The sequence below is a fragment of the Photobacterium panuliri genome (assembly GCF_059920555.1).
The window spans coordinates 1841225-1860690 of the sequence record NZ_CP197192.1 but is presented as its reverse complement, the minus strand read 5'-3'; the positions used below and the strand labels follow the sequence as shown (position 1 = coordinate 1860690).

General features: G+C 49.2%; 24 protein-coding genes and 1 riboswitch. Of the genes, 11 read left to right on the top strand and 13 right to left on the bottom strand.

What is annotated here, in order from left to right:
• Positions 1 to 55 precede the first annotated feature (55 nt).
• The 13 genes from ACSF8X_RS08670 to hutW form a co-directional block, all read right to left on the bottom strand.
• On the bottom strand, positions 56 to 355 hold the full coding sequence (locus ACSF8X_RS08670; protein ID WP_047877953.1) for a EutN/CcmL family microcompartment protein: 300 nt from the start codon (positions 353 to 355) through the stop codon (positions 56 to 58).
• Between the two features lie 45 nt (positions 356 to 400).
• Positions 401 to 676, bottom strand: coding sequence for an ethanolamine utilization microcompartment protein EutM (gene eutM, locus ACSF8X_RS08665; protein WP_047877952.1), 276 nt, complete (start codon positions 674 to 676; stop codon positions 401 to 403).
• A gap of 10 nt (positions 677 to 686) precedes the next feature.
• A complete protein-coding gene (gene eutM / locus ACSF8X_RS08660) occupies positions 687 to 1004 on the bottom strand; it encodes an ethanolamine utilization microcompartment protein EutM (protein WP_047877951.1) in 318 nt (105 codons plus the stop codon).
• Between the two features lie 10 nt (positions 1005 to 1014).
• Complete coding sequence (pta, locus tag ACSF8X_RS08655) at positions 1015 to 2016, bottom strand: phosphate acetyltransferase (RefSeq protein ID WP_047877950.1); 1002 nt, start codon at positions 2014 to 2016, stop codon at positions 1015 to 1017.
• A complete protein-coding gene (gene eutT, locus ACSF8X_RS08650) occupies positions 2003 to 2833 on the bottom strand; it encodes an ethanolamine utilization cob(I)yrinic acid a,c-diamide adenosyltransferase EutT (RefSeq protein ID WP_500849670.1) in 831 nt (276 codons plus the stop codon). The genes pta and eutT overlap by 14 nt, the downstream gene beginning before the upstream one ends.
• A gap of 1 nt (position 2834) precedes the next feature.
• Positions 2835 to 3554 (bottom strand): ethanolamine utilization acetate kinase EutQ, encoded by a 720-nt coding sequence (gene eutQ / locus ACSF8X_RS08645; protein ID WP_500849669.1) that lies wholly within the window; start codon positions 3552 to 3554, stop codon positions 2835 to 2837.
• A gap of 29 nt (positions 3555 to 3583) precedes the next feature.
• Complete coding sequence (locus ACSF8X_RS08640; protein WP_053062384.1) at positions 3584 to 4054, bottom strand: EutP/PduV family microcompartment system protein; 471 nt, start codon at positions 4052 to 4054, stop codon at positions 3584 to 3586.
• A gap of 8 nt (positions 4055 to 4062) precedes the next feature.
• Positions 4063 to 4413 (bottom strand): ethanolamine utilization microcompartment protein EutS, encoded by a 351-nt coding sequence (eutS, locus tag ACSF8X_RS08635; protein WP_047877947.1) that lies wholly within the window; start codon positions 4411 to 4413, stop codon positions 4063 to 4065.
• A gap of 334 nt (positions 4414 to 4747) precedes the next feature.
• On the bottom strand, positions 4748 to 4912 hold the full coding sequence (locus ACSF8X_RS08630; RefSeq protein ID WP_157037784.1) for a hypothetical protein: 165 nt from the start codon (positions 4910 to 4912) through the stop codon (positions 4748 to 4750).
• Positions 4913 to 5086: 174 nt separating this feature from the next.
• Entirely contained in the window at positions 5087 to 5482 is a 396-nt protein-coding gene (locus tag ACSF8X_RS08625) for a hypothetical protein (protein WP_047877946.1), read from the bottom strand.
• A 202-nt stretch (positions 5483 to 5684) separates the two neighbouring features.
• A complete protein-coding gene (gene hutZ, locus ACSF8X_RS08620; protein ID WP_047877945.1) occupies positions 5685 to 6242 on the bottom strand; it encodes a heme utilization protein HutZ in 558 nt (185 codons plus the stop codon).
• A gap of 27 nt (positions 6243 to 6269) precedes the next feature.
• Entirely contained in the window at positions 6270 to 6791 is a 522-nt protein-coding gene (gene hutX, locus ACSF8X_RS08615; RefSeq protein WP_500849668.1) for a heme utilization cystosolic carrier protein HutX, read from the bottom strand.
• Between the two features lie 61 nt (positions 6792 to 6852).
• Positions 6853 to 8205 carry a heme anaerobic degradation radical SAM methyltransferase ChuW/HutW gene (hutW, locus tag ACSF8X_RS08610; RefSeq protein WP_500851161.1) on the bottom strand — a complete coding sequence of 451 codons (1353 nt, stop codon included), beginning with the start codon at positions 8203 to 8205 and terminating at the stop codon, positions 6853 to 6855.
• A gap of 418 nt (positions 8206 to 8623) precedes the next feature.
• On the opposite strand from hutW, the gene ACSF8X_RS08605 reads away from it, so the two are divergent.
• The 11 genes from ACSF8X_RS08605 (at position 8624) to lpdA (ending at position 19465) form a co-directional block, all read left to right on the top strand.
• Positions 8624 to 9358, top strand: coding sequence for an energy transducer TonB (locus ACSF8X_RS08605; protein WP_500849667.1), 735 nt, complete (start codon positions 8624 to 8626; stop codon positions 9356 to 9358).
• 2 nt (positions 9359 to 9360) lie between these two features.
• Positions 9361 to 10050: a MotA/TolQ/ExbB proton channel family protein gene (locus ACSF8X_RS08600; RefSeq protein WP_047877942.1), complete on the top strand. Its 690-nt coding sequence runs from the start codon at positions 9361 to 9363 to the stop codon at positions 10048 to 10050.
• Positions 10047 to 10469 (top strand): ExbD/TolR family protein, encoded by a 423-nt coding sequence (locus ACSF8X_RS08595; RefSeq protein ID WP_500849666.1) that lies wholly within the window; start codon positions 10047 to 10049, stop codon positions 10467 to 10469. The genes ACSF8X_RS08600 and ACSF8X_RS08595 overlap by 4 nt, the downstream gene beginning before the upstream one ends.
• Positions 10466 to 11302 (top strand): heme/hemin ABC transporter substrate-binding protein, encoded by an 837-nt coding sequence (locus tag ACSF8X_RS08590; RefSeq protein ID WP_500849665.1) that lies wholly within the window; start codon positions 10466 to 10468, stop codon positions 11300 to 11302. Before ACSF8X_RS08595 ends, ACSF8X_RS08590 begins: the two co-directional genes overlap by 4 nt.
• A 33-nt stretch (positions 11303 to 11335) precedes the next feature.
• On the top strand, positions 11336 to 12373 hold the full coding sequence (locus ACSF8X_RS08585; protein ID WP_500849664.1) for a FecCD family ABC transporter permease: 1038 nt from the start codon (positions 11336 to 11338) through the stop codon (positions 12371 to 12373).
• Entirely contained in the window at positions 12370 to 13161 is a 792-nt protein-coding gene (locus ACSF8X_RS08580; RefSeq protein WP_500849663.1) for a heme ABC transporter ATP-binding protein, read from the top strand. Before ACSF8X_RS08585 ends, ACSF8X_RS08580 begins: the two co-directional genes overlap by 4 nt.
• Before the next feature lie 325 nt (positions 13162 to 13486).
• Entirely contained in the window at positions 13487 to 14491 is a 1005-nt protein-coding gene (gene purR, locus ACSF8X_RS08575; RefSeq protein ID WP_047877937.1) for an HTH-type transcriptional repressor PurR, read from the top strand.
• A 204-nt stretch (positions 14492 to 14695) separates the two neighbouring features.
• Positions 14696 to 14801, top strand: a riboswitch (cyclic di-GMP riboswitch).
• A 125-nt stretch (positions 14802 to 14926) separates the two neighbouring features.
• Positions 14927 to 15517, top strand: coding sequence for a TfoX/Sxy family DNA transformation protein (locus ACSF8X_RS08570; protein ID WP_047877936.1), 591 nt, complete (start codon positions 14927 to 14929; stop codon positions 15515 to 15517).
• 527 nt (positions 15518 to 16044) lie between these two features.
• Positions 16045 to 16437: a hypothetical protein gene (locus ACSF8X_RS08565; protein WP_500849662.1), complete on the top strand. Its 393-nt coding sequence runs from the start codon at positions 16045 to 16047 to the stop codon at positions 16435 to 16437.
• A gap of 143 nt (positions 16438 to 16580) precedes the next feature.
• A complete protein-coding gene (locus ACSF8X_RS08560) occupies positions 16581 to 17177 on the top strand; it encodes a carboxymuconolactone decarboxylase family protein (protein WP_047877935.1) in 597 nt (198 codons plus the stop codon).
• A gap of 14 nt (positions 17178 to 17191) precedes the next feature.
• Positions 17192 to 19465, top strand: coding sequence for a dihydrolipoyl dehydrogenase (gene lpdA / locus ACSF8X_RS08555; RefSeq protein WP_500849661.1), 2274 nt, complete (start codon positions 17192 to 17194; stop codon positions 19463 to 19465).
• Position 19466 lies beyond the last annotated feature (1 nt).

Sequence of the window (19466 nt, the reverse complement as noted above, 5' to 3'; positions counted from 1 at the left end):
ACCTCTCGCGCAACCTCAAAGCCATCTACGCAAGTTCAGTGATACCTCACGGCGTCTAATTGAACTTGTTGTATAACCGCTCGTCGGCTGCCATTACCTCATCAATAATGCCGACCACACAGAGATCGACCGGACACTCGCTCGAACCACCGCTGTATGCCGTCCGGGCAGAGCTACCTGCCACAACCATCACCCACTCGCCTTCACCAGCCCCGAGCTGATCCATCGCGATATGAAGATCACCATTGGTCTGTCCATTACGGTCAATAAACTCAACCAGACAGAGCTTGTCCATCCTCATGCCTGGACTGCGAACCGTGGCAATAACATGGCCTATGACTCGTGCAATACGCATCCGTATACCTCGTATCCGCCCCCGGGGCTTCCCCCGGGCAACGGCTTAGTTAGCTTTGATCGGGAACACTTTTTCCAAATCAGGATGAGGTCGAGGGATCACATGAACCGCCACCAGCTCACCCAGACGCTGAGCGACAACCGAACCGGCATCCGTTGCTGCTTTGCATGAAGCAACGTCACCGCGAATGAGTGCTGTTACATAACCAGAACCAATTTGCTGATAACCAACAAGCTCAACGCGTGCAGCTTTGACCATGGCGTCAGAGGCTTCGATCAAGGCTGTTAGCCCTTTGGTTTCCAAAATTCCTAATGCGTCCATGAGACAATCCTTACTTAGTGGTATTAGTACGAGGCTTGGCAGCCGCTTTTTCTTCTTCAGGTGTGATCGGGAAGATCGCTTCCAAATCACCGTGCGGACGAGGGATCACATGAACTGCAACCACTTCGCCAAGGCGCTGAGCCGCAGCGGCACCCGCATCGGTTGCAGCCTTACACGCCGCAACATCACCGCGCACCATGGCCGAAACGATGCCCGAGCCGATTTGCTTGTAACCCACTAACTGCACACGAGCAGCCTTGACCATTGCATCAGATGCTTCAATCAGTGCCGTCAGTCCTTTTGTTTCAATGATGCCTAACGCTTCCATTATCTATTCCTCAACTGTTACCGTTAGTGAAAGGGGATGTGCAAAGGCTCGAAGCCAACACCGATATATCGATGATGTCATTGGCACTGCAGCCCCGAGATAAATCATGTACAGGCTTGGCCAGTCCTTGGAGCATAGGACCAAGCGCCAGATACCCCCCCAAACGCTGGGCGACCTTGTAGGCAATATTGCCTGCGTTCAGAGAAGGAAAAATAAACACATTTGCCCGTCCGCCCAGTGGGCTGTCTGGCATTTTCTGCGCTGCTATCGCCGGAACGAACGCAGCATCGAATTGAACTTCACCATCAATAATCAGCCCGGGCTCTCGCTCTCGAACCAAAGCTGTCGCCTCGCTCATCTTGCTTACCGTCGGATGACTGGCACTCCCCTTGGTTGAGAAGGACAACATCGCAACCCGTGGCTCGTTGCCGGTCAGCTGGCGATAATTGCGGGCAGTATCAATGGCGATGTCGGCAAGCTGCTCAGTGGTTGGCAGTGGGATCACGCCGGCATCTGAGAACGCATGAACCTCTTGACCATCCGGCGAGAGCATCATGAAAAAACTCGACACCGTTTGCGACGTAGGAGCTACCCCTACCCCGCGAATGGCGGCACGGATCACATCACCGGTTGTAGACAGGTTGCCGGCAACGCAGATATCGGCATATCCCTGATCAACCATCATCATCGCGAAATCCAGCGGCTTTATCAGTCGCTGGCGAGCTTCTGCTGCCTCGATAGGTTTACGCTGCTTGGCGCAATACGTCGCCACCATCTCGTCAAAGCAACCTGCCGACTGCGGCGCCAGCACGGTCAAGCTCGGCATGGAGATACCGCAGTGGTGGGCCAAATCTCGCAAGGCGAACGGGTTACCCAGTAAGATAGGTTCGGCCAAGCCGCTCTGCTTGAGCTCATGAGCGGCATGCAGCAGACGAACATCCAGTGCATCAGGGAATACGATACGGCGCGGATTGGCACGGCACTGCTGCCGACATTGCTCAAGCAGGTTCATGGCCCAATCCCTCAAGTACCTGTGATTGACCCCGCTCGCATTGCAGCAGCAAAATCATCACGACGTAGATCGCACTCGACAGGCGATTCAAGCCAGCAACCATATCCTCGCGTTGCACTTGCATCATGCTGTCCATATAGACACTGCAGCTAAGTAGCTCGAGTTCGCGTACCATCGCCCGCAGGTAGTTCATCCGCGCAACATTTGAACCAAACGTCACATCTGGCAGAAGGTGATCATGGCCAAGATACTTCAACGGCTGATGCGACCAGCGGTGAACTTGCTCGGACGAATACTCCCCGAGCGCTGGCAACGGCAATTCGGTGCCGGTCACCTCACATTGGAGGACCTGACCAAGATAGGAGCGAATATCGGCAATAAAACCACTCAGTGTTGAGGGAACCCCAGTTATCTCGCTTTGCAGCAGCACGCAATAGCAAATACAGCTATCCAGCTTACCGCGCAGTGTGATCCTCGGATGCGTCTTGGGCACTAGCGTAGTGTCATCGAGATGGGTCAGCAGCGCTGGCTTACTTGTAAGCTCAGAGTGGCACAGCATGCAGCCGTTCTTGGGGCGCACATTGTTGTTCTTGAGCGGATGGACGCTCTCCCACTGGCCACCCTTGTCACTCTCAACAAAGATCTGGCCATCCTCGTTACGCCAACGAACGGTGATATGCTTATCACTGAGCAGTTGGCTTGCCGCAGGTGTAAACCGAGTCCCGGGAGCAAAAAACAATTCCCCGCCGTCGCGCAAACCAGCGTGCTCTCTGAGATCAGCTTCGGTAATAAAGATCGGCGTGTTGTTCTGTGACATATCAGGCCCACTCAGCCGGATAAGTGATGTAGACATAGCGCACATTGGTCGGCGTACCGAACTCTACGGTGCTGCCCTTAGGAATGAAGACGACATCACCCGCCTTGCCGACAGTTGTACCCGATGCCGTTTTGACATGCAGTTCCCCTTCCAGCACGACATTGACCTCGTCGTAACACAGGGTCCACGGGAAGAAAGCATTCTCCCAGCCCATGTAGCCCACACCCATATTGCTATTTTCCTGGGTCCCTAACACATCTGTCAGGCCGATATTCTTACCGGGAGCACCATCAAATACGCCAAGCTGAACAGCATTACCCCGAACCAAGACAATACCGTCGTCGTTGATCTGACGAGGCAAAGCCGGATTACGCTTTTCAAAATCACTTAATGCCTGAGCAATCAGCGCCTTGATAAGCGCACTCTTATCGCCATCCACTGCCGGTAGCTTGGATTCGACTTCCTTTTGAATTTCTGCTGCCAACGAGTTAGGGCATACAGGCGCAGGTGCAGGTGCAGCAACAACATCTGCCACACTCGGTGCAGGTGCCGGGCTAACGGTTGCGGAGGCCGGTTCAGCATCAAGAAGTTCGATACCTTCTACGCCAGCAACATCACGAGCTTCTGGCGTGACAATAAAAGCGTGAGCAGGAACGACCAAGTAGTGCCTTTTCTCGGCTTTGGCCTTTCTCACATCCGCGGCTGAAATTAGTGTTTTCATTACTGCATTCCTCGGAAAGATGAACGGAATCAGACCCGAACCTCGGGTTGAAGGGTGATCAGATATTCGAACAAGCGTGCGATTGAATCAGGGTCATGGATTGAGGTTTCTAGATAAGGCCCTTTAATGCCATTTTGCTGGAGCAAAGAAGCGGCTCGCGAGGTATCCGAATCCGTTTCGTCAACCTTGCTAATAACCCCTACGACCTGCTTGTTAGGATAAACGTGCAGTAACCCGCTCGGTGCCGAGAATCTCTTGGCATTCGCTGGCTGGAGTACAACAATCGTTTTTACAGCCGCGATAGTTGAAAGCAGTGCGCCGTTCCATGATCGGTTTTCAATAAACTCTCCCGGCGTGTCGATAACTTGCCCGGGATAAAATATCGGAGCTTGGGTCTTCCCTGTTTCTGCCTGCTGGTCAATAAGCATATTTATTAATGCCGATTTTCCGGCATCAACTTCACCAACAAAAGCAATATGACGCAGCGCTGTATTATCCATAATTAATATTAGGTTCTTGTAAGGTCGCAGGTATTATAAGAAAGGGATTGGCCTAGCACGTTAATTACCGTTTTCAATGATTCCTCTACCGCAGCAACACTGCCAGTTATAACCAAGGCACCTGAAAAACGGTCTAGAAAGCCAATATTTACATCAGCAGCTTTTGTGGCTATATCACCAGCAATAATGGAAGTTTCACCAGGTGTCAGCGTTAATATGCCAATAGCACCACGGCTTTCCACGCCGACTCGCTCGCACAACTCCAAAGTAGGATTAGCAACTAAATGTGCCAGTGTAACCTGCTTACCCGGCACAAACTCTTGAATAATACGTTCTTTACCAGAACTTAAATCTAGCATGGGCGTTATTTCTTTAGACTTGTTTTATCCCGAATTTATCGATAAAAATTCAACATGTACGTATTACAAGTCACACTTCCCAATACTAAATGTTTTTCATAACCATAATTTTCAATGAATTATGATCACCATCACCCTATTTAAATAAAAGCAGATTGCAGCACCTAATAATAAACTTATAGAACTCACACATTAATGCAAAATGACAAATAACTCTTATATTATTTAGAGAACCGTAATAATTACGGATCAAAACAAATAATTAACACCGTGTTTAGTGTTAATTATTTTAAAGATAAAAATAAATAGCGGCAATGATGACAATTAATAGTATTTATTCTTCTAGTCGGTCTGACAGGCTTATCCCCATTTGTTCTGCGACCTCTGCCCAATATGGTTCGGCCTCACAAATGCAGCAATCGCACCACGGGGCTATCCCCTCGTGCATACTCATCGGTTGTTTAGTCTCTTCCCGTTTACAATCTGTATCGTGACTCATAACCCCTCCTCGTACGTCAAGGCCAAAGCCTCAACCTTAAAGATAGCCCAGCCCCTGGCGGGCCGCTTCCCCTTGCCCCAATACAAACGATAGGCACAGACAATAACTACAGAGGCAAACGACAGGCACAAAAAAGCCCGGATAATAATCCGGGCTCTTTCTCAATAACCTGACTTACAGGGCGATCGGCTTGTTTTGGCTCAGCAGGCGCATACCTCGGATATGCTGGATAACCCACTTCACAATTGCCAGACAGGCGATAACGACACCCACAACAGGAATACCTTTAAGGAGGGTATCCCATACGCTGCTATGTACCCAGTACTCTGCACCCGCAACCATACCGGTCATGGTTGCAGCCGTTACACCCAGCACGACAAAAAAGGTGAAGAACAAAAAGAACGTGCGGATAATAGTGTAGTAATGCGTGTAACTTACCTCGTCAGTACCTTTGTTAAGCTGGTACGCTGAATAAATCACGGCCACAATACCTGAGAGCAAAAGAGTTACCGGCGTTAGTGCGCTGGCAATGTAAGCAAAGCGAACACCCTGTTTATTATTAGTCGACATAGCTGTGCCTTATATCTTGGAGTAATGCCTTAATTATCACACGGATTTCACGACCTTCAAGCTCCGTAAAAAGAGACGATGATCACGATCAAGGCAATCCGTAATTCACCGTTATAATCCCCTATAACGACGACAGCCCAAGCACAAGGCTTGGGCTGGTTGTTTACAATTACTCCAGATCACTTGAGGATCTAGAGGCAAATCAAAGTTCTTCGCTTGGCGTTGTCACTTCACTGCCATCTTTGATACGGCGGTGCCCCTCTTGCAAGTGGACAAAATCAACCAGATCGTCACCACCGACTTGAAACGCCTGACCGAACCCTTTCACGAACAATCCTTGAGTCGGTTCCAACCGGAAAAGAACAAAGTCTTCCAATCCGCTCAGTCCGTCCACAATCTCGCCAAATCGCATCTTCAATTCAGCAATCGCGGCAAGCCATTTATCCGAGCCGCGCTCGACAACGGCAACATTCGCTTCGAAAGTCAGACGCTTTCGTGCATAGATTGTTTTCGAGGCCGACTCATCTTCTATCATCATCAAAGAGACTTGCGGATTATCGAGCAAATTACGGGCGTGCTTGGCAATCTGGCTGATCAGCACATAGTAGCCATCCTCTAACAGAGCAAAAGGCGCATAGCTCACGTTCGGCTTGCCCTCACCGTCAACCGTGGCTAACTGTAATGTCTGGCAGGCTTGACGAAACTCGGCAATCTCAGGCCCCAAACGGCTCTGCAGGCGCTCTTGCTTTACTGAATTCATGTTGACTTTACTCCAATATTTATTTTTTTATTTCGAAAATACAGTCTTAAGCTGCTTAAATTTTTCGATTTGGTCAGGGAATAGCTTACGCTGCTTGTCGCGCCCTAAATAGACCTTGAACACGCAGTCACCGCCCTTGGCAAAGAAACCGATAAAATAGCTTTCTTGTCCCATGAACGGTTTGCTGACAAGCGTAATATCAGACACCAGATCGAGGCGAAGGTGCCCATGCAGTTCACCGTCCCTCCCCATGAGGTTGTAATAACCACGGGCTTCTTTTCCTTTGGGGAATGGCGCTTTTACTTCAAAAATAGACCCCATTGAATGAACGATCGTGGTTACAGGCCCCCAGCTTGGCAGCTCTTGCAAGATGGCCTGAGCATAAGCTCCCTCCAGATGTTCTACGAGCTCGGCCGGAAACGACAGTACTATCTCGCCCTCAGTAACACCATATTCTTCCGCCAAAGCAACAGCATGCAAGCCCGGATTCTCCGCCAGCTTTGCCGCAACCTTTTGTTTTAATACTTCTTGTGAAATCGTCTCAAACACAGTCACACTCCAGGTACTTCAATGATTCAACTTGCCCTAGGAAAAAAACAAGACAAAAAAACTATGCGGCATGCTGAGCTGCCGTTACAGGCTGCAACACTTGGATCATAGCCTGCGCCAGATTAACCGCCCAAAAACTCCCAGCCAGAGTCAAAGACAGGTACTCCTGATCAAAAACCACTAGACCGTTTTGCTGCCATGCCTTGAACAGCGGCTGGCAATACGCATAAATATCTTTGCCAAAGCGCGCCTTGAGGTGTTCAGCCGAGAGGAAGCCACGATCAAAGCTCGCCTTGATCTCGGCAAACAGCTCTGCCTGTGGCGCTGATTTCATCATCATGGCAATGGGTAGCTCGTTGGACTTTATTGCCGCAATATAAGCATCCAGCGTCCGATGCTGCATAAATCCGTAACCGCCTACATTACCGCCAGCACCAGCCCCTAGCGGCAATACTTCGGCTGATGTTTTCGCCAAACTGTTGTAAATACTTCGCTCCCGATTATCCCGTGCCCAATGGTTAACGCTAAGACGGCGCAGGTGATGGCGGTCCATAAAAGCCACCCCGTATTCAAACATCGAGGCTTTAACAGGTGTCTCGGCTGGCAATGGCAACTTACCTTTCTCAACCAACCCCTGCATCGGCGTTCCCCCCATTTCAATCAGCTGATAGAGGTCAACCCCATGAGCGCCGCTGCTTAGGAAGTCGTCAAGATCTTGCTGCCATACCGTCAAATCCTGATACGGAAGACCAAACAGCAAATCGATAACTATCGGTGCGGCATTCGTAGCACTTAGCGACTGGATACGCGATAGCACATCTTCGCGATCGTCCAAGCGCTTGGCTTTACGGCGTACCTGAGTATCAAAACTCTGCACGCCAAAAGAGAAGCGGTTGAACCCACCCGCAAGGGCCGATTCAAACATACGGTCGTCAAAGCGATTAATCCGCCCCTCAAGGGTAATTTCGCAATCTGTCGTCAATGGGAAATGCGACCGGATCAAGTTGCCAAGCTTCTCAACCTGCTCTGCCGTTAGGTCTGTTGGGGTCCCGCCACCAACATATACCGCCCTGAATGGCGCAGACTGGCTCCATGGCATGGCGGCCTTGCGCTGAATTTCAACTTCTAGTGCAGCAAAATATTCATCGATCAGTTTTTGGCTCGAGGCGTACTGGAAAAAATTGCAATAGGTACATCTCACCCTGCAAAAAGGAATATGGATATACAGACAGCGCTCTTTTTCAGGTGCTTTTTCTGATGACAACACCTGACACGCCAAGGGCTGACGCTCATCAGGGGAAACCATTGCACTCATACCGCCAGCATGGGCTGAACGTTTGTTGCTGAACGCAAAGCGAAGGGGATCGGGTGAATGGATGCCAGTTACGGCTTCGGTGAGCAATGCCTCAGGCATCGTCTCCTGTAGTGATACGAGATATTGTTCCACGGGTTCCTTGAACTGGTTGTCCCAGCCCTCCAGTCGGCATTCGCCAGTTGATGCTTACTTCAAGGCCAGTATCTAATCTCAACCAGAAAGGTGCTTGAATACTCGGCCCTATTCCGTGTTGAGCACGGCAGTGACGTTACATTTTAATTTATTGCTTTTAAGCATTACCGTCCGTTACGCCACGCAACAGATGATAATCACTCTTATTTGCGGCACATCATAAATACCCAAGAACACTATTGCAAATGATAATTGATATTATTTTCATTTCGTGGATAATAAGCCCAATTCTGGGTTCAGCTGCGTTGATGACACGGAACTCAACAACCATTTTCCTCAACGTAGCAATAAGTTAAACGCAAAAATTTGCAAGCTGGATGCGAGCGTGAATACAAAAAGATATGTCATAGCCGGCGCCATTTCGGTCGCCTTTCATGGTGTTTTATTATCCGTTGTCCCTAATACAATGGCCCTTGCTATGCCTATCGGCACAGAAGCCAACAAGGTTTCGCTAAACCTTGTTGCTGTACCAAGCCCGCAACCAAAGCCGACAGCTCAGGTTGAACCTGACGCGCAGCCCCAGCAGGTTCCTGAAAAAGAGGCACCGACTGAACGTAAGAAACTTGTTAAGAAAAAACAGGTAGAAGCGCCAAAGACACCTAAGGCCAAACCACACCCTCCAAAGCCGGTTGAGAAAAAAGTCAAACCGGTTGAGAAACAGCCAAAACCCGTTATTCACAAAAAAACAGTAGAGCCTAAAAACCAATCAGAAAAACACATCGAGGCACCTTCGGTTCCAGCCCAAACCGCAGAGGCGTCATCTGGCGTCAACAATAATCCCCAGCTTGTTAGCAAGCCTACCTTTGCCACCCGCCCTAGTCCGGTCAGCTATCCCAAAATGGCCAAACGACGGGGGATCGAGGGGATGGTGATGGTTGAGGTCTGGATAGATGAAACGGGGAGGCAAATCAAACAAACTCTCGTTCAGTCATCCGGTGCCAACATTCTTGATGACGCCGCTATAAAGGCGATTAAACGCTGGCGTTTTTCATCGCATATCGTCGATGGGCAAGCCATTGCCCACCGCGTCCAAATCCCTGTTCGCTTTGAGTTAAATTAACCATGGAAACCCTAACCAATTTAGAGAACCAGCTCGGCCTTATGACCTGGCCACTTCTGGCATGTTCAGCTCTGACCGTGATGATCCTTCTTGAACGCTTGATACAGGTATTGCTCTGTACCGGAGTTGGCCGCAGCAAAATCAACGCCCTGCTCGCCGCGCAAAACCGCAATGACGAGTCAACACTCGACAACCTCGTCAACCAACTTCAAGGTCAGCGCCCACTGCTCTACAAGGGGGTGGCAATGCTCATCGCCCATCGCCACTTCGCCAAGACGTTGCGCGAAGATGCGGCGGGTATTTGGCTTCAACAAAAACGAAGCCAGCTTCGTTCTGGGCTGAAGCTATTAGCGCTTATTGGCGTGATCAGCCCCTTGCTTGGTTTGCTCGGCACCGTTCTGGGTCTTATCGATATGTTCAAAGGCATCGCTATGAGCAGCGGTTCGGTAACCCCCAATGACCTTGCTGACGGACTCGGTCTTGCCATGCGTACAACGGCCGCAGGCCTGCTGATTGCCTTACCGGCGATCACCGGGGCGCAGCTCTTGGGGCTGTGGGCAGATAAGATAACCGGCAAATTGGAGCATAGCCTCAATCACTGCAATTTATGGCTTGAAGGACTATCGCTAGAGCCGTCTTGCAAATCAGCAGCCTCACCCCTCACATCAGAGACTGTCGAGGCATCACGATGATTAAGACACACCAGAGCGTCATCATTGATGATGAGCTCAAACCTGACTTGACACCCCTTCTCGATATTATTTTTATCGTGATGGTTTTCTTGCTGCTAACAGCAAGCGTCAAGTTGCAATCTCTAGAAGTCGATTTGCCGCAGACAGAAACCGAAATATTGCAATCAACCCAATCGGATCCAATCACAATCAACATCACCGCCAATGCCCCTTATTGGGCACTGCAAGGCAAACCTATTGATGACTGGTCATCGTTCAAGGAACAACTACTGACAGAAGCACGAGCCAACCCGGACAAACCCATTGTCATTGGGGCCGATAAAACAGGATCTGTAGAAAATATGCTGAAATTGCTGGCCTTTCTTCAACAGAACCAGATCAAAGCTACCCAACTTTTAATGGAAGAGGACAAATCATGAAGCGTTTCGCACTCGCAGCCACCCTTCTTGTCGTATCACAGTCAAGCCTGGCTTCAGAGCGTATTATCAGTGCCGGCGCTGCTATTACCGAGCTCATCTATGCCATGCAGGCGCAAAACCAACTTATTGCAGTCGATATCACCAGCAAAGGCCTCATCGATGACAACATTGCTGTACTGGGCTACCACCGCCAACTATCTGCCGAGAATTTAATTGCCCTTGAGCCCACTCTTTTGCTCGGCTCCAACGAAATGGGTCCGTCATCAACACTCGATTTGATCAAACAAGCTGGCATCGGCGTCGATGTCGTCAACGCTGGAGAAACCGTCGATGACCTAATGACACGCATCGACCAAGTTGGTGCCGTGACGGGCAAAAACAACGAAGCCTTGGCACTCAAGAGCAAAGTCTCAAAAACAGTCGCAGCCATAGAGAAAAACCTATCAGGCCAGCATCAACCGAAAAAGGTACTGTTCTTGATGCTCCATGATGGCCGCCCCGCTAACGTAGCCGGCCGAAACACCACAGCAGACACCGTTATTACATTGGCTGGTGCAATAAACCCGGCAGCTGATTCGGTCAGTGCCTACAAACCTATCTCGATGGAAGCGATTGTTGAAATGCAGCCAGACATTATTTTGCTTAGTTCGCGCACCATGCACAGCCTCGGTTCAGTGGATGAGTTGATTAAAAAAATGCCTCTACTTGCGGCTACCCCTGCGGGCCAAAACAAGGCGCTGGCAACCATTGATGGTACCGCTTTAATTGGCGGTCTTGGTCTCAAGAGCCTTAGCGAAGCTGAACGTCTTAACCGCGTTTTTTACCCTAACTAATTATCACCTTGGCATAGGCCAGCAGTACTTACTATGCATTTAAAACGACTATCGGCCGGCATTCTCTTTCCTTCCGGCCTTTGTTTACTCGCGCTTGCCATCATCACCTCAATGGTGGTCGGCCCGATGGCGATATCCTTTTCCGATAGCGTCAAGGCTCTCGCCCCGTGGGATACCAACCTGCCCGCGCACATTGACATTGTTATTCATCAAATCCGCTTGCCAAGAACCCTCTTGGGAATGGCTATTGGCGCGATTTTGGCGTTATGCGGCGCCGTGATGCAGGGGCTTTTTCGTAACCCGCTGGCTGACCCTGGCATAATCGGGGTTTCGGGGGGAGCCAGCCTTGGTGCCGCAATTGCCATCGTCGTTTTTGCTCCCCTTGTCGCCTCATACCCTCTGCTGCTTACACTGGGAACGGTTCCTGTTTTCGCCTTCATAGGCGGCGCGGTAAGCACCTATCTCGTCTATCAATTAGGCACAGATAAAAATGGAACATCCGTTACTGTCATGCTACTTGCAGGTGTGGCCATCGGTGCGCTTTCAGGTGCCGCACTGGGGTTGATGAACTACTTTGCCGATGATCAGGCTCTGCGCGATCTCTCTTTATGGAGTATGGGCTCGCTGGCCGGCGCAACATGGCCGGGGATCGGTCTGGCTTTTGCCACTCTTACCACACTTCTGACGTTATTTTACCGCGATGCGAATGGCATCAACGCCCTATTACTAGGTGAAGCAGAAGCCAAACACCTCGGCATTAATGTGCAACAGCTAAAACGTCGCTTGATTCTTCTGTGTGCGGCAGGTGTCGGTATTGCCGTCTCTCTGACAGGGGTTATTGGCTTTGTCGGCCTTATCGTCCCCCATATTGGGCGAATACTGGCTGGCCCCAACCATAAAACGCTGCTCCCACTATCAGCGCTCATCGGGGCATTAATCCTGCTGGTTGCCGATATGCTTGCACGTATAGCTGCCGCTCCCGCAGAGCTACCCGTCGGCATCATCACCGCTATTCTGGGGGCTCCGTTCTTTATTATCTTGCTAACTCAACAAAAAGGGAGAATGTCATGACGACCCCATCGCCCCATCTCCCAATTGCGATAGATGCCCGTAACTTAAACCTATCACTTGGCGGGAAAACGCTGCTGGAGAACTTTTCCATTCAGCTACGAAGCGGTGAGCTAACCGCCCTGCTCGGGCCTAACGGTGCGGGGAAAAGCTCCTTGCTAAAAGTGCTTTGCGGGGAAATAGAGGCAGGCGGCAAAACGTACTACTTCGATCATCTACGTGAGCAATGGTCACCCAAAACACTGGCTAGGCATCTTGGCGTATTGCCACAACACAGCGGCCTGACTTTTGCCTTTTCCGCACAGGAGGTCGTACAGCTCGGCGGTATGCCACTTGATCTACCCAATACAAAATGCCAGGCCGTTGCAGAAGCATCCATGACACGGGTCGATGTCAACCACCTTGCCCACCGACTTTACCCTAGCCTTTCAGGCGGGGAAAAACAGCGCGTGCATTTTGCTCGGGTATTGACCCAGCTCAGCGAAGCTGGCCATCAATGTATACTGATGCTTGACGAACCGACATCGGCGCTTGATCTTGCCCACCAGCACAATACTTTGCAGGTAGCCAAAGACATGGCCAAATCTGGCGCTGCCGTTGTTGTGGTCATTCATGACCTAAATTTGGCCTCACAGTATGCCGATCGATTGGTGATTATGAACCACGGTCGTATCCAAGCAGATGGAAACGCTGACCAAGTCCTAACCAGTAGCAATATTGAACGTGTCTATGGTTGGCGGGTATCGGTCATGCCCCATCCTGTTTATGGCTATCCCATTGTAATATCATAAGCCTCACGGATAGAAATGATGACCGCCATCAAGATTTTTTCATTTCTTCGATAAGAATTATTGCACTCTTATCCACACTCGGTAAAATGTGAACGCAAGCGATTACACGGTGCAAACTAACAGTGCGTTGCTTGTTACGCTATTCTATACGTCGATCAGAACGACGAGCTATGCCGCCCTTTGTGATGCGGCTTTAGCTGTTTCTACTCGCTGTACTCAATAGAATAGTGAACTGTAATTACAGCAGATGTGGATAAGTTCACTACTCTTTTGGGTAAAGCTTTCAGTTAGGTCCTCTGACCTCTATCTTATTAGAAGAATAACTATGGCAACGATTAAAGATGTTGCGCGTTTGGCTGGTGTTTCAACGACCACCGTCTCTCACGTAATCAACAAAACTCGCTTCGTCGCAGAAGCAACACAGAAAAAAGTCTTGGAAGCCGTTGACGAGCTTAACTATGCACCGAGTGCCGTTGCGCGAAGCTTGAAGTGCAACACAACTCGCACTATCGGTATGCTGGTAACCAAGTCAACCAACCCATTCTTCGCTGAAGTTGTCCACGGCGTTGAAGAGTACTGCTATGGTCAGGGTTACACACTTATCCTTTGTAATACCGAAGGAAACCTCGACAAGCAGCGCGACTATCTGCGAATGCTGGCTGAAAAACGCGTAGATGGCCTGTTGGTCATGTGTTCTGATCTGGACGAAAAACTGCTTGCACTGTTAGAGCGCCAAAAAGATCTACCAATGGTTATCATGGACTGGGGTCCAGAGAGCCCACATACAGATAAGATCCAAGACAATGCAGAACTTGGTGGCTATGTAGCGACTAAATACTTCATTGAGCATGGTCACAAGAAAATTGGTTGCCTGACAGGCCACAGCGAAAAGGCTGCTTGCCGCGATCGCCTTAAAGGTTTCCGCAAGGCAATGAACGAAGCGAATTTGCCTGTCAACGAAGATTGGATTCTGGAAGGTGACTTCGAGTGTGAATCTGCCGTTGTCGCAGCAAATGCCTTAATCGCAATGGAAGAACGTCCAACTGCTATCTTCTGTTTCAACGACATCATGGCGATGGGTCTGATCAGTACCTTCCAACAAGCAGGAATCCGTATACCGGATGATATCTCTATCATTGGTTACGACAATATCGATCTAGCACCTTACTTTTCACCACCATTGACCACAATCCACCAGCCAAAGCGTCGATTGGGCAAAAGTGCTGTTGAGATTTTGATGCATCGCGTAAAAGACAAAGAACATGCACACCAAGTGTTCGAGATGACTCCTGAACTGGTTGAGCGAAAATCAGTGAAGAAACTCAACTAATTACACGTCACACAATCTGATGACAATACAAGAAGCTGGCCTACCATAGGCCGGCTTTTTTTACAATTTTGACCGATACTTATCGAACGAAAATCAAAAATGCGTTGCCTTTATCAGCCATCTGAATGAAAATATGTGACAAGGATCACAAAACCAAAATTGGGAGCAAGTTCAAATTTATCAACTAATGATATTCTTACCAGGTCACGAACAAGGCAAACCTATCGAAAGGTAGGGACGCAAAGCTTCCGGCCTAAGAGCTGAATATATCCCTATTTTTTATTCAACTTAAGGTAGCGGGGTTGCCGATGGATATAGCAATCATCATTTCAGAAAATATTCGCTATTGTCTGACATAACCAGTTGTGTATCTTTGCTATTCTTTCTCCACGCTCTGTTGTTTGGTGACTTCTAACTTATTTACAGAGAAGACACATGGACAAACCAGTACTTAAAGACTCATTACGACTATTCCAATGTTTTGGTAATATCAAATCACGTTCTATGTTTGGTGGTTATGGTATTTTTTCCGGCGAAACGATGTTCGCGCTAGTCGTAAATAATAAACTTCACCTGCGTGCTAATGCTTCTAATGAAACTGGATTCAAAGACGCAGGCTTAGAACCATATATTTATAAAAAGCGTGGCTTTCCTGTTGTTACCAAGCACTATGCCATTCCTGAAGAATGGTGGCAGCAACCAGAAAAAATTCTAGAGCATGCAAAACAATCACTTGAGGCAGCTCAAGTTGATAAAGTCACCAAGACAACCACAGGCCCAGAGCGCATCAAAGATCTACCAAACCTGCGCCTAGCCAACGAGCGTATGCTGAAGAAAGCAGGCATCGCTACCATTGAAGAGCTAAAAAATGCTGGCTCAATCAATGCGTTTAAAGCCCTACAAGCCACACACAGCGGCAGCCTAGCCATCGATATGCTATGGCAACTAGAAGGCGCAATCAGCGGCAGACACTGGACAGTTATTCCACCAGAACGCCGTCAACAACTTTTGAATGACCTAAACTAATTTAGGTATTAATAAACAGAATTTAGAAAGAGACCTTCGGGTCTCTTTTTTTATTTATTCCTATTAATAAAACCATTAAACCCGTTAATAATAATTAAGATTTATTTATATTCCATTAATTATAAATTCCCTTGATGAATTAACCCTGCCATTTATTTATAATCCAGTAATAATTAGGCTGATCGCTGACTTATATATTAAATATATGCACTCATGCGCAATAAGGCGCCGTAATAAAAGTCCCAACACAGGTTCACTAAACTCAGTGGCATAAAAATATAAACAACAGCGTGAGAACGAGGACATTAGACAAAGTCTCAAGAGAAGCAGAACACACCAACCGCCACACCTCGCCTTTTTGCCAGCATGACAAGCAAATCAGAACAAGATCAACATTGATATGACAAATTTTTGTCAGACTCCGTCAAATATTGAATCTCCTCACAAAGCTACTCGCTGATCTTGCTCCATACTTTCTTTCGTTCAGGCCAAGGTTAGAATGAACACAACTGAATCGTGGAGGTAGTATGAGTTATTCCAAACCATTCCCGGGACAAAATGAACGTGTGTTCAAGGATACGTTTGGTAAATGGCCACGCCTAATGCGCTGGCTGGTCCTGATCAGTCTTTTCCCCCCAATGCTAACCCTCTTCCTCGTACAGCAGGATTACACGTCGATCACAGCTCTTAGAGATGCGGTTACCTGGACCCTGCTCAGTAACAGTTCCCTTCTACTGTGGGGCATCTTGCTGCGCATACGAGCGAGGAAGTACTGGTATCGAAACTACCATATCGGTAAAACCATGCTGTTGGCTTTCGTGCCCATCGCTGTTTGCGGCTATTTGCTGATTGCAGAGGCCGTGCCAAAACATATGGTTACCAATAACCAACCCAGAACTGTACAAATAAGCATCAACTAAAAGAATTTAAAGCACTTTTTTCAATTAAACTGAAATAATCCGCCTCTTGGTAAGGTCTAGTCTCACAAATGCACCAGCATATCGGTGATAATGACAGGCTTGCAGTTTTTTCTTGCAAACCATAGACATTCAGAGAGGTTAATGTGCGCATCCCATCCAAACGTCGTTATTCTATTTTTGTCCGGCCCCTACTGTGGCTTCAGAAGCGACACTACGGCAATGTACTCAATCCCGCCAAGTTGTGGGGGCGTCGCCCAACCTTATTCTGGCTAGTCGCAGGTTTTTTCGGCTTTCTTGACCGCTCATCATCCCCCCTCGCACCAGTGATCCGTTCGCTGATCTGCGTCCGCGTCTCGCAACTCAACGATTGCGCCTTCTGTGTTGACGCCAATGGCATGAAGCTGGCTGAACGCTGTGATTCAGTCGAAAAAATCAAAGCACTGGCTAATTGGCAGCACAGCAACCTATTCAATGCAGAAGAAATTGCCGTGTTGCACTACGTAGAAGCGATGACGATCACAGGCCAGAAAGTTACTGACGATATGCTATCGACCCTCAGCCAATGGTATGACGAAGATGCTATCGTTGAACTGACCGCCTTGGTTGCTTTTCAGAACCTATCGGCCAAGTTCAATACCGCCCTTGATGTACCTGAGCAGGGGTTTTGCAGTTTACCGATTCAGCCTCAGCAGCAAGATAGCGACACAACCAACAAGACAGACACTCCGCAGGGCCAATAACGGGAGCACTCAATATGGACAGAAAAAAACTGCTAATAACCGGAATCGTTGTCGCACTAATCGGATTATGGATTGGGTTTGATTTAGGGGCCTATTTCACTCTGGAAAATGCCAAGGCACAGCAGATCGCCCTGCAAGATACGATTACCAGTAACCCCATCACCGCGAGTCTGGTGTATTTTGCCGTATACGTCGCTGTCACAGCCCTATCCTTGCCCGGCGCAGCGATTATGACACTCCTTGGTGCCGCCTTATTTGGATTCTGGTGGAGCCTGCTACTGGTGTCTTTCGCCAGTACCATCGGCGCAACCCTTGCTTTTCTGTTCAGCCGTTTCATCCTACGTGACTGGGTTCAGGCTAAATTCGGGCAACGACTGTCCGCAATCAACAACGGCGTCAAGAAAGATGGTGCTTTTTATCTCTTCACCCTGCGCCTGATACCCATTTTCCCGTTTTTCCTTGTCAATCTTCTGATGGGGTTAACGCCTATCAGCACCCGTATTTTCTTTGTGGTCAGCCAAGTTGGCATGCTGGCCGGTACGGCTGTCTATATCAACGCAGGAACCCAGCTCGGTCAGATTGAATCTCTGAGCGGAATCATCTCTGCGCCGGTATTAATCTCACTGGCATTACTGGGCCTGTTCCCATTATTGGCCAAGGCAGGAATGGGGATCACCAACAAACGCCGCCTTTACGCCCAATGGGAAAAGCCAAGCCACTTTGACCAGAACATGGTGGTGATCGGCGCGGGAGCCGGTGGCTTGGTGAGTGCCTACATTGCCGCTGCGGTCAAAGCCAAAGTCACCCTGATTGAACGCCACAAAATGGGAGGAGACTGCCTCAACACGGGCTGCGTCCCATCAAAAGCCATTATCCGAGCAGCCCATACGATGGCTGAAATCACCCGAGCCAAGGAGTTCGGTATCCATACTGGTAAAGCCAGCGTTGATTTTAAGCAGGTAATGGGGCGAATCCATCAGGTTATCGCCAAAATCGAGCCTCATGACAGTATCGAGCGCTACACAAACTTGGGCGTCAATTGTATCCAAGGCGAGGCAACAATCCTCTCACCGTGGGAAATTGAAGTGAATGGCGAGCGAATCACCACCCGCAATATCGTCATTGCAACGGGGGCCCGCCCTCTCGTGCCGGCAATCCCCGGTCTGGACAAAGTCCATTACCTGACATCCGATACGATCTGGCAACTCGACCAACAGCCCAAGCGCCTGCTGGTACTAGGTGGTGGACCCATTGGCTGTGAGCTGGCGCAAAGCTTCCAGCGCCTAGGCAGCGAAGTTACATTGGTCGAAATGGCAGAACAGCTCCTCATCCGTGAAGATAGCGATGCAGCCACGCTTGTTCAACAGAGCCTCGTTGCCGACGGCGTATCTGTGAAAATCGGGCACAAGGCTGTTCGCTTTGAGCCTTCTGACGGCTCTTCAGAGAATTCGGCTCGCGCTGTTCTCGAAACGGCCGATGGTACCCAGTCTGTTATCGAGTTTGATGCCGTTATGTTGGCCCTTGGCCGTGTTGCCAATGTTCAGGGGTTCGGCCTTGAGGATCTGGGCATTACCACAACCGAGCGAGGTACGGTGGAAGTCAATGACTATCTTCAAACCTGCTATCCCAATATTTATGCCGTCGGCGATGTTGCAGGTCCGTTCCAGCTGACCCATGCTGCCGCCCATCAGGCATGGTATGCCGCCGTCAATGGCCTGTTTGGCCAATTCAAGAAATTCAAGGCTGACTATTCCGTCTTGCCTGCCGCGACCTACACATCGCCGGAAGTTGCAAGGGTGGGCCTCAATGAGAAAGAAGCCAAGCAACAAGGCATTGATTTTGATATTGTTACCTACGGTATTGATGATCTCGACCGGGCAATTACCGATGGTGAGGACCATGGGTTTATCAAAGTCATCACCGCCAAAGGCAAGGATAAAATTCTTGGGGCGACCATAGTCGGCCATAACGCCGGAGAACTACTAGCCGAATTCACCTTGGCAATGCGTCATGGCTTAGGGCTCAACAAAATCCTCGGTACCGTACACCCCTATCCAACGATGAGCGAAGCGGCCAAATACACCGCTGGCGTTTGGAAAAAGGACAATGCACCGCAGGGACTATTGGCATGGGTAGAAAAATATCATCGCTGGATGCGCGGCCCATCACATCCCCAACAAGAACCGAAACCTGGTGACAGCACGGAAGCAACTGAAACCAACATTGTCGAACCACCAACAATGCAACGTACTGTTCAAAAAGCCGAACCGACTGTTACCGAAAAATAGG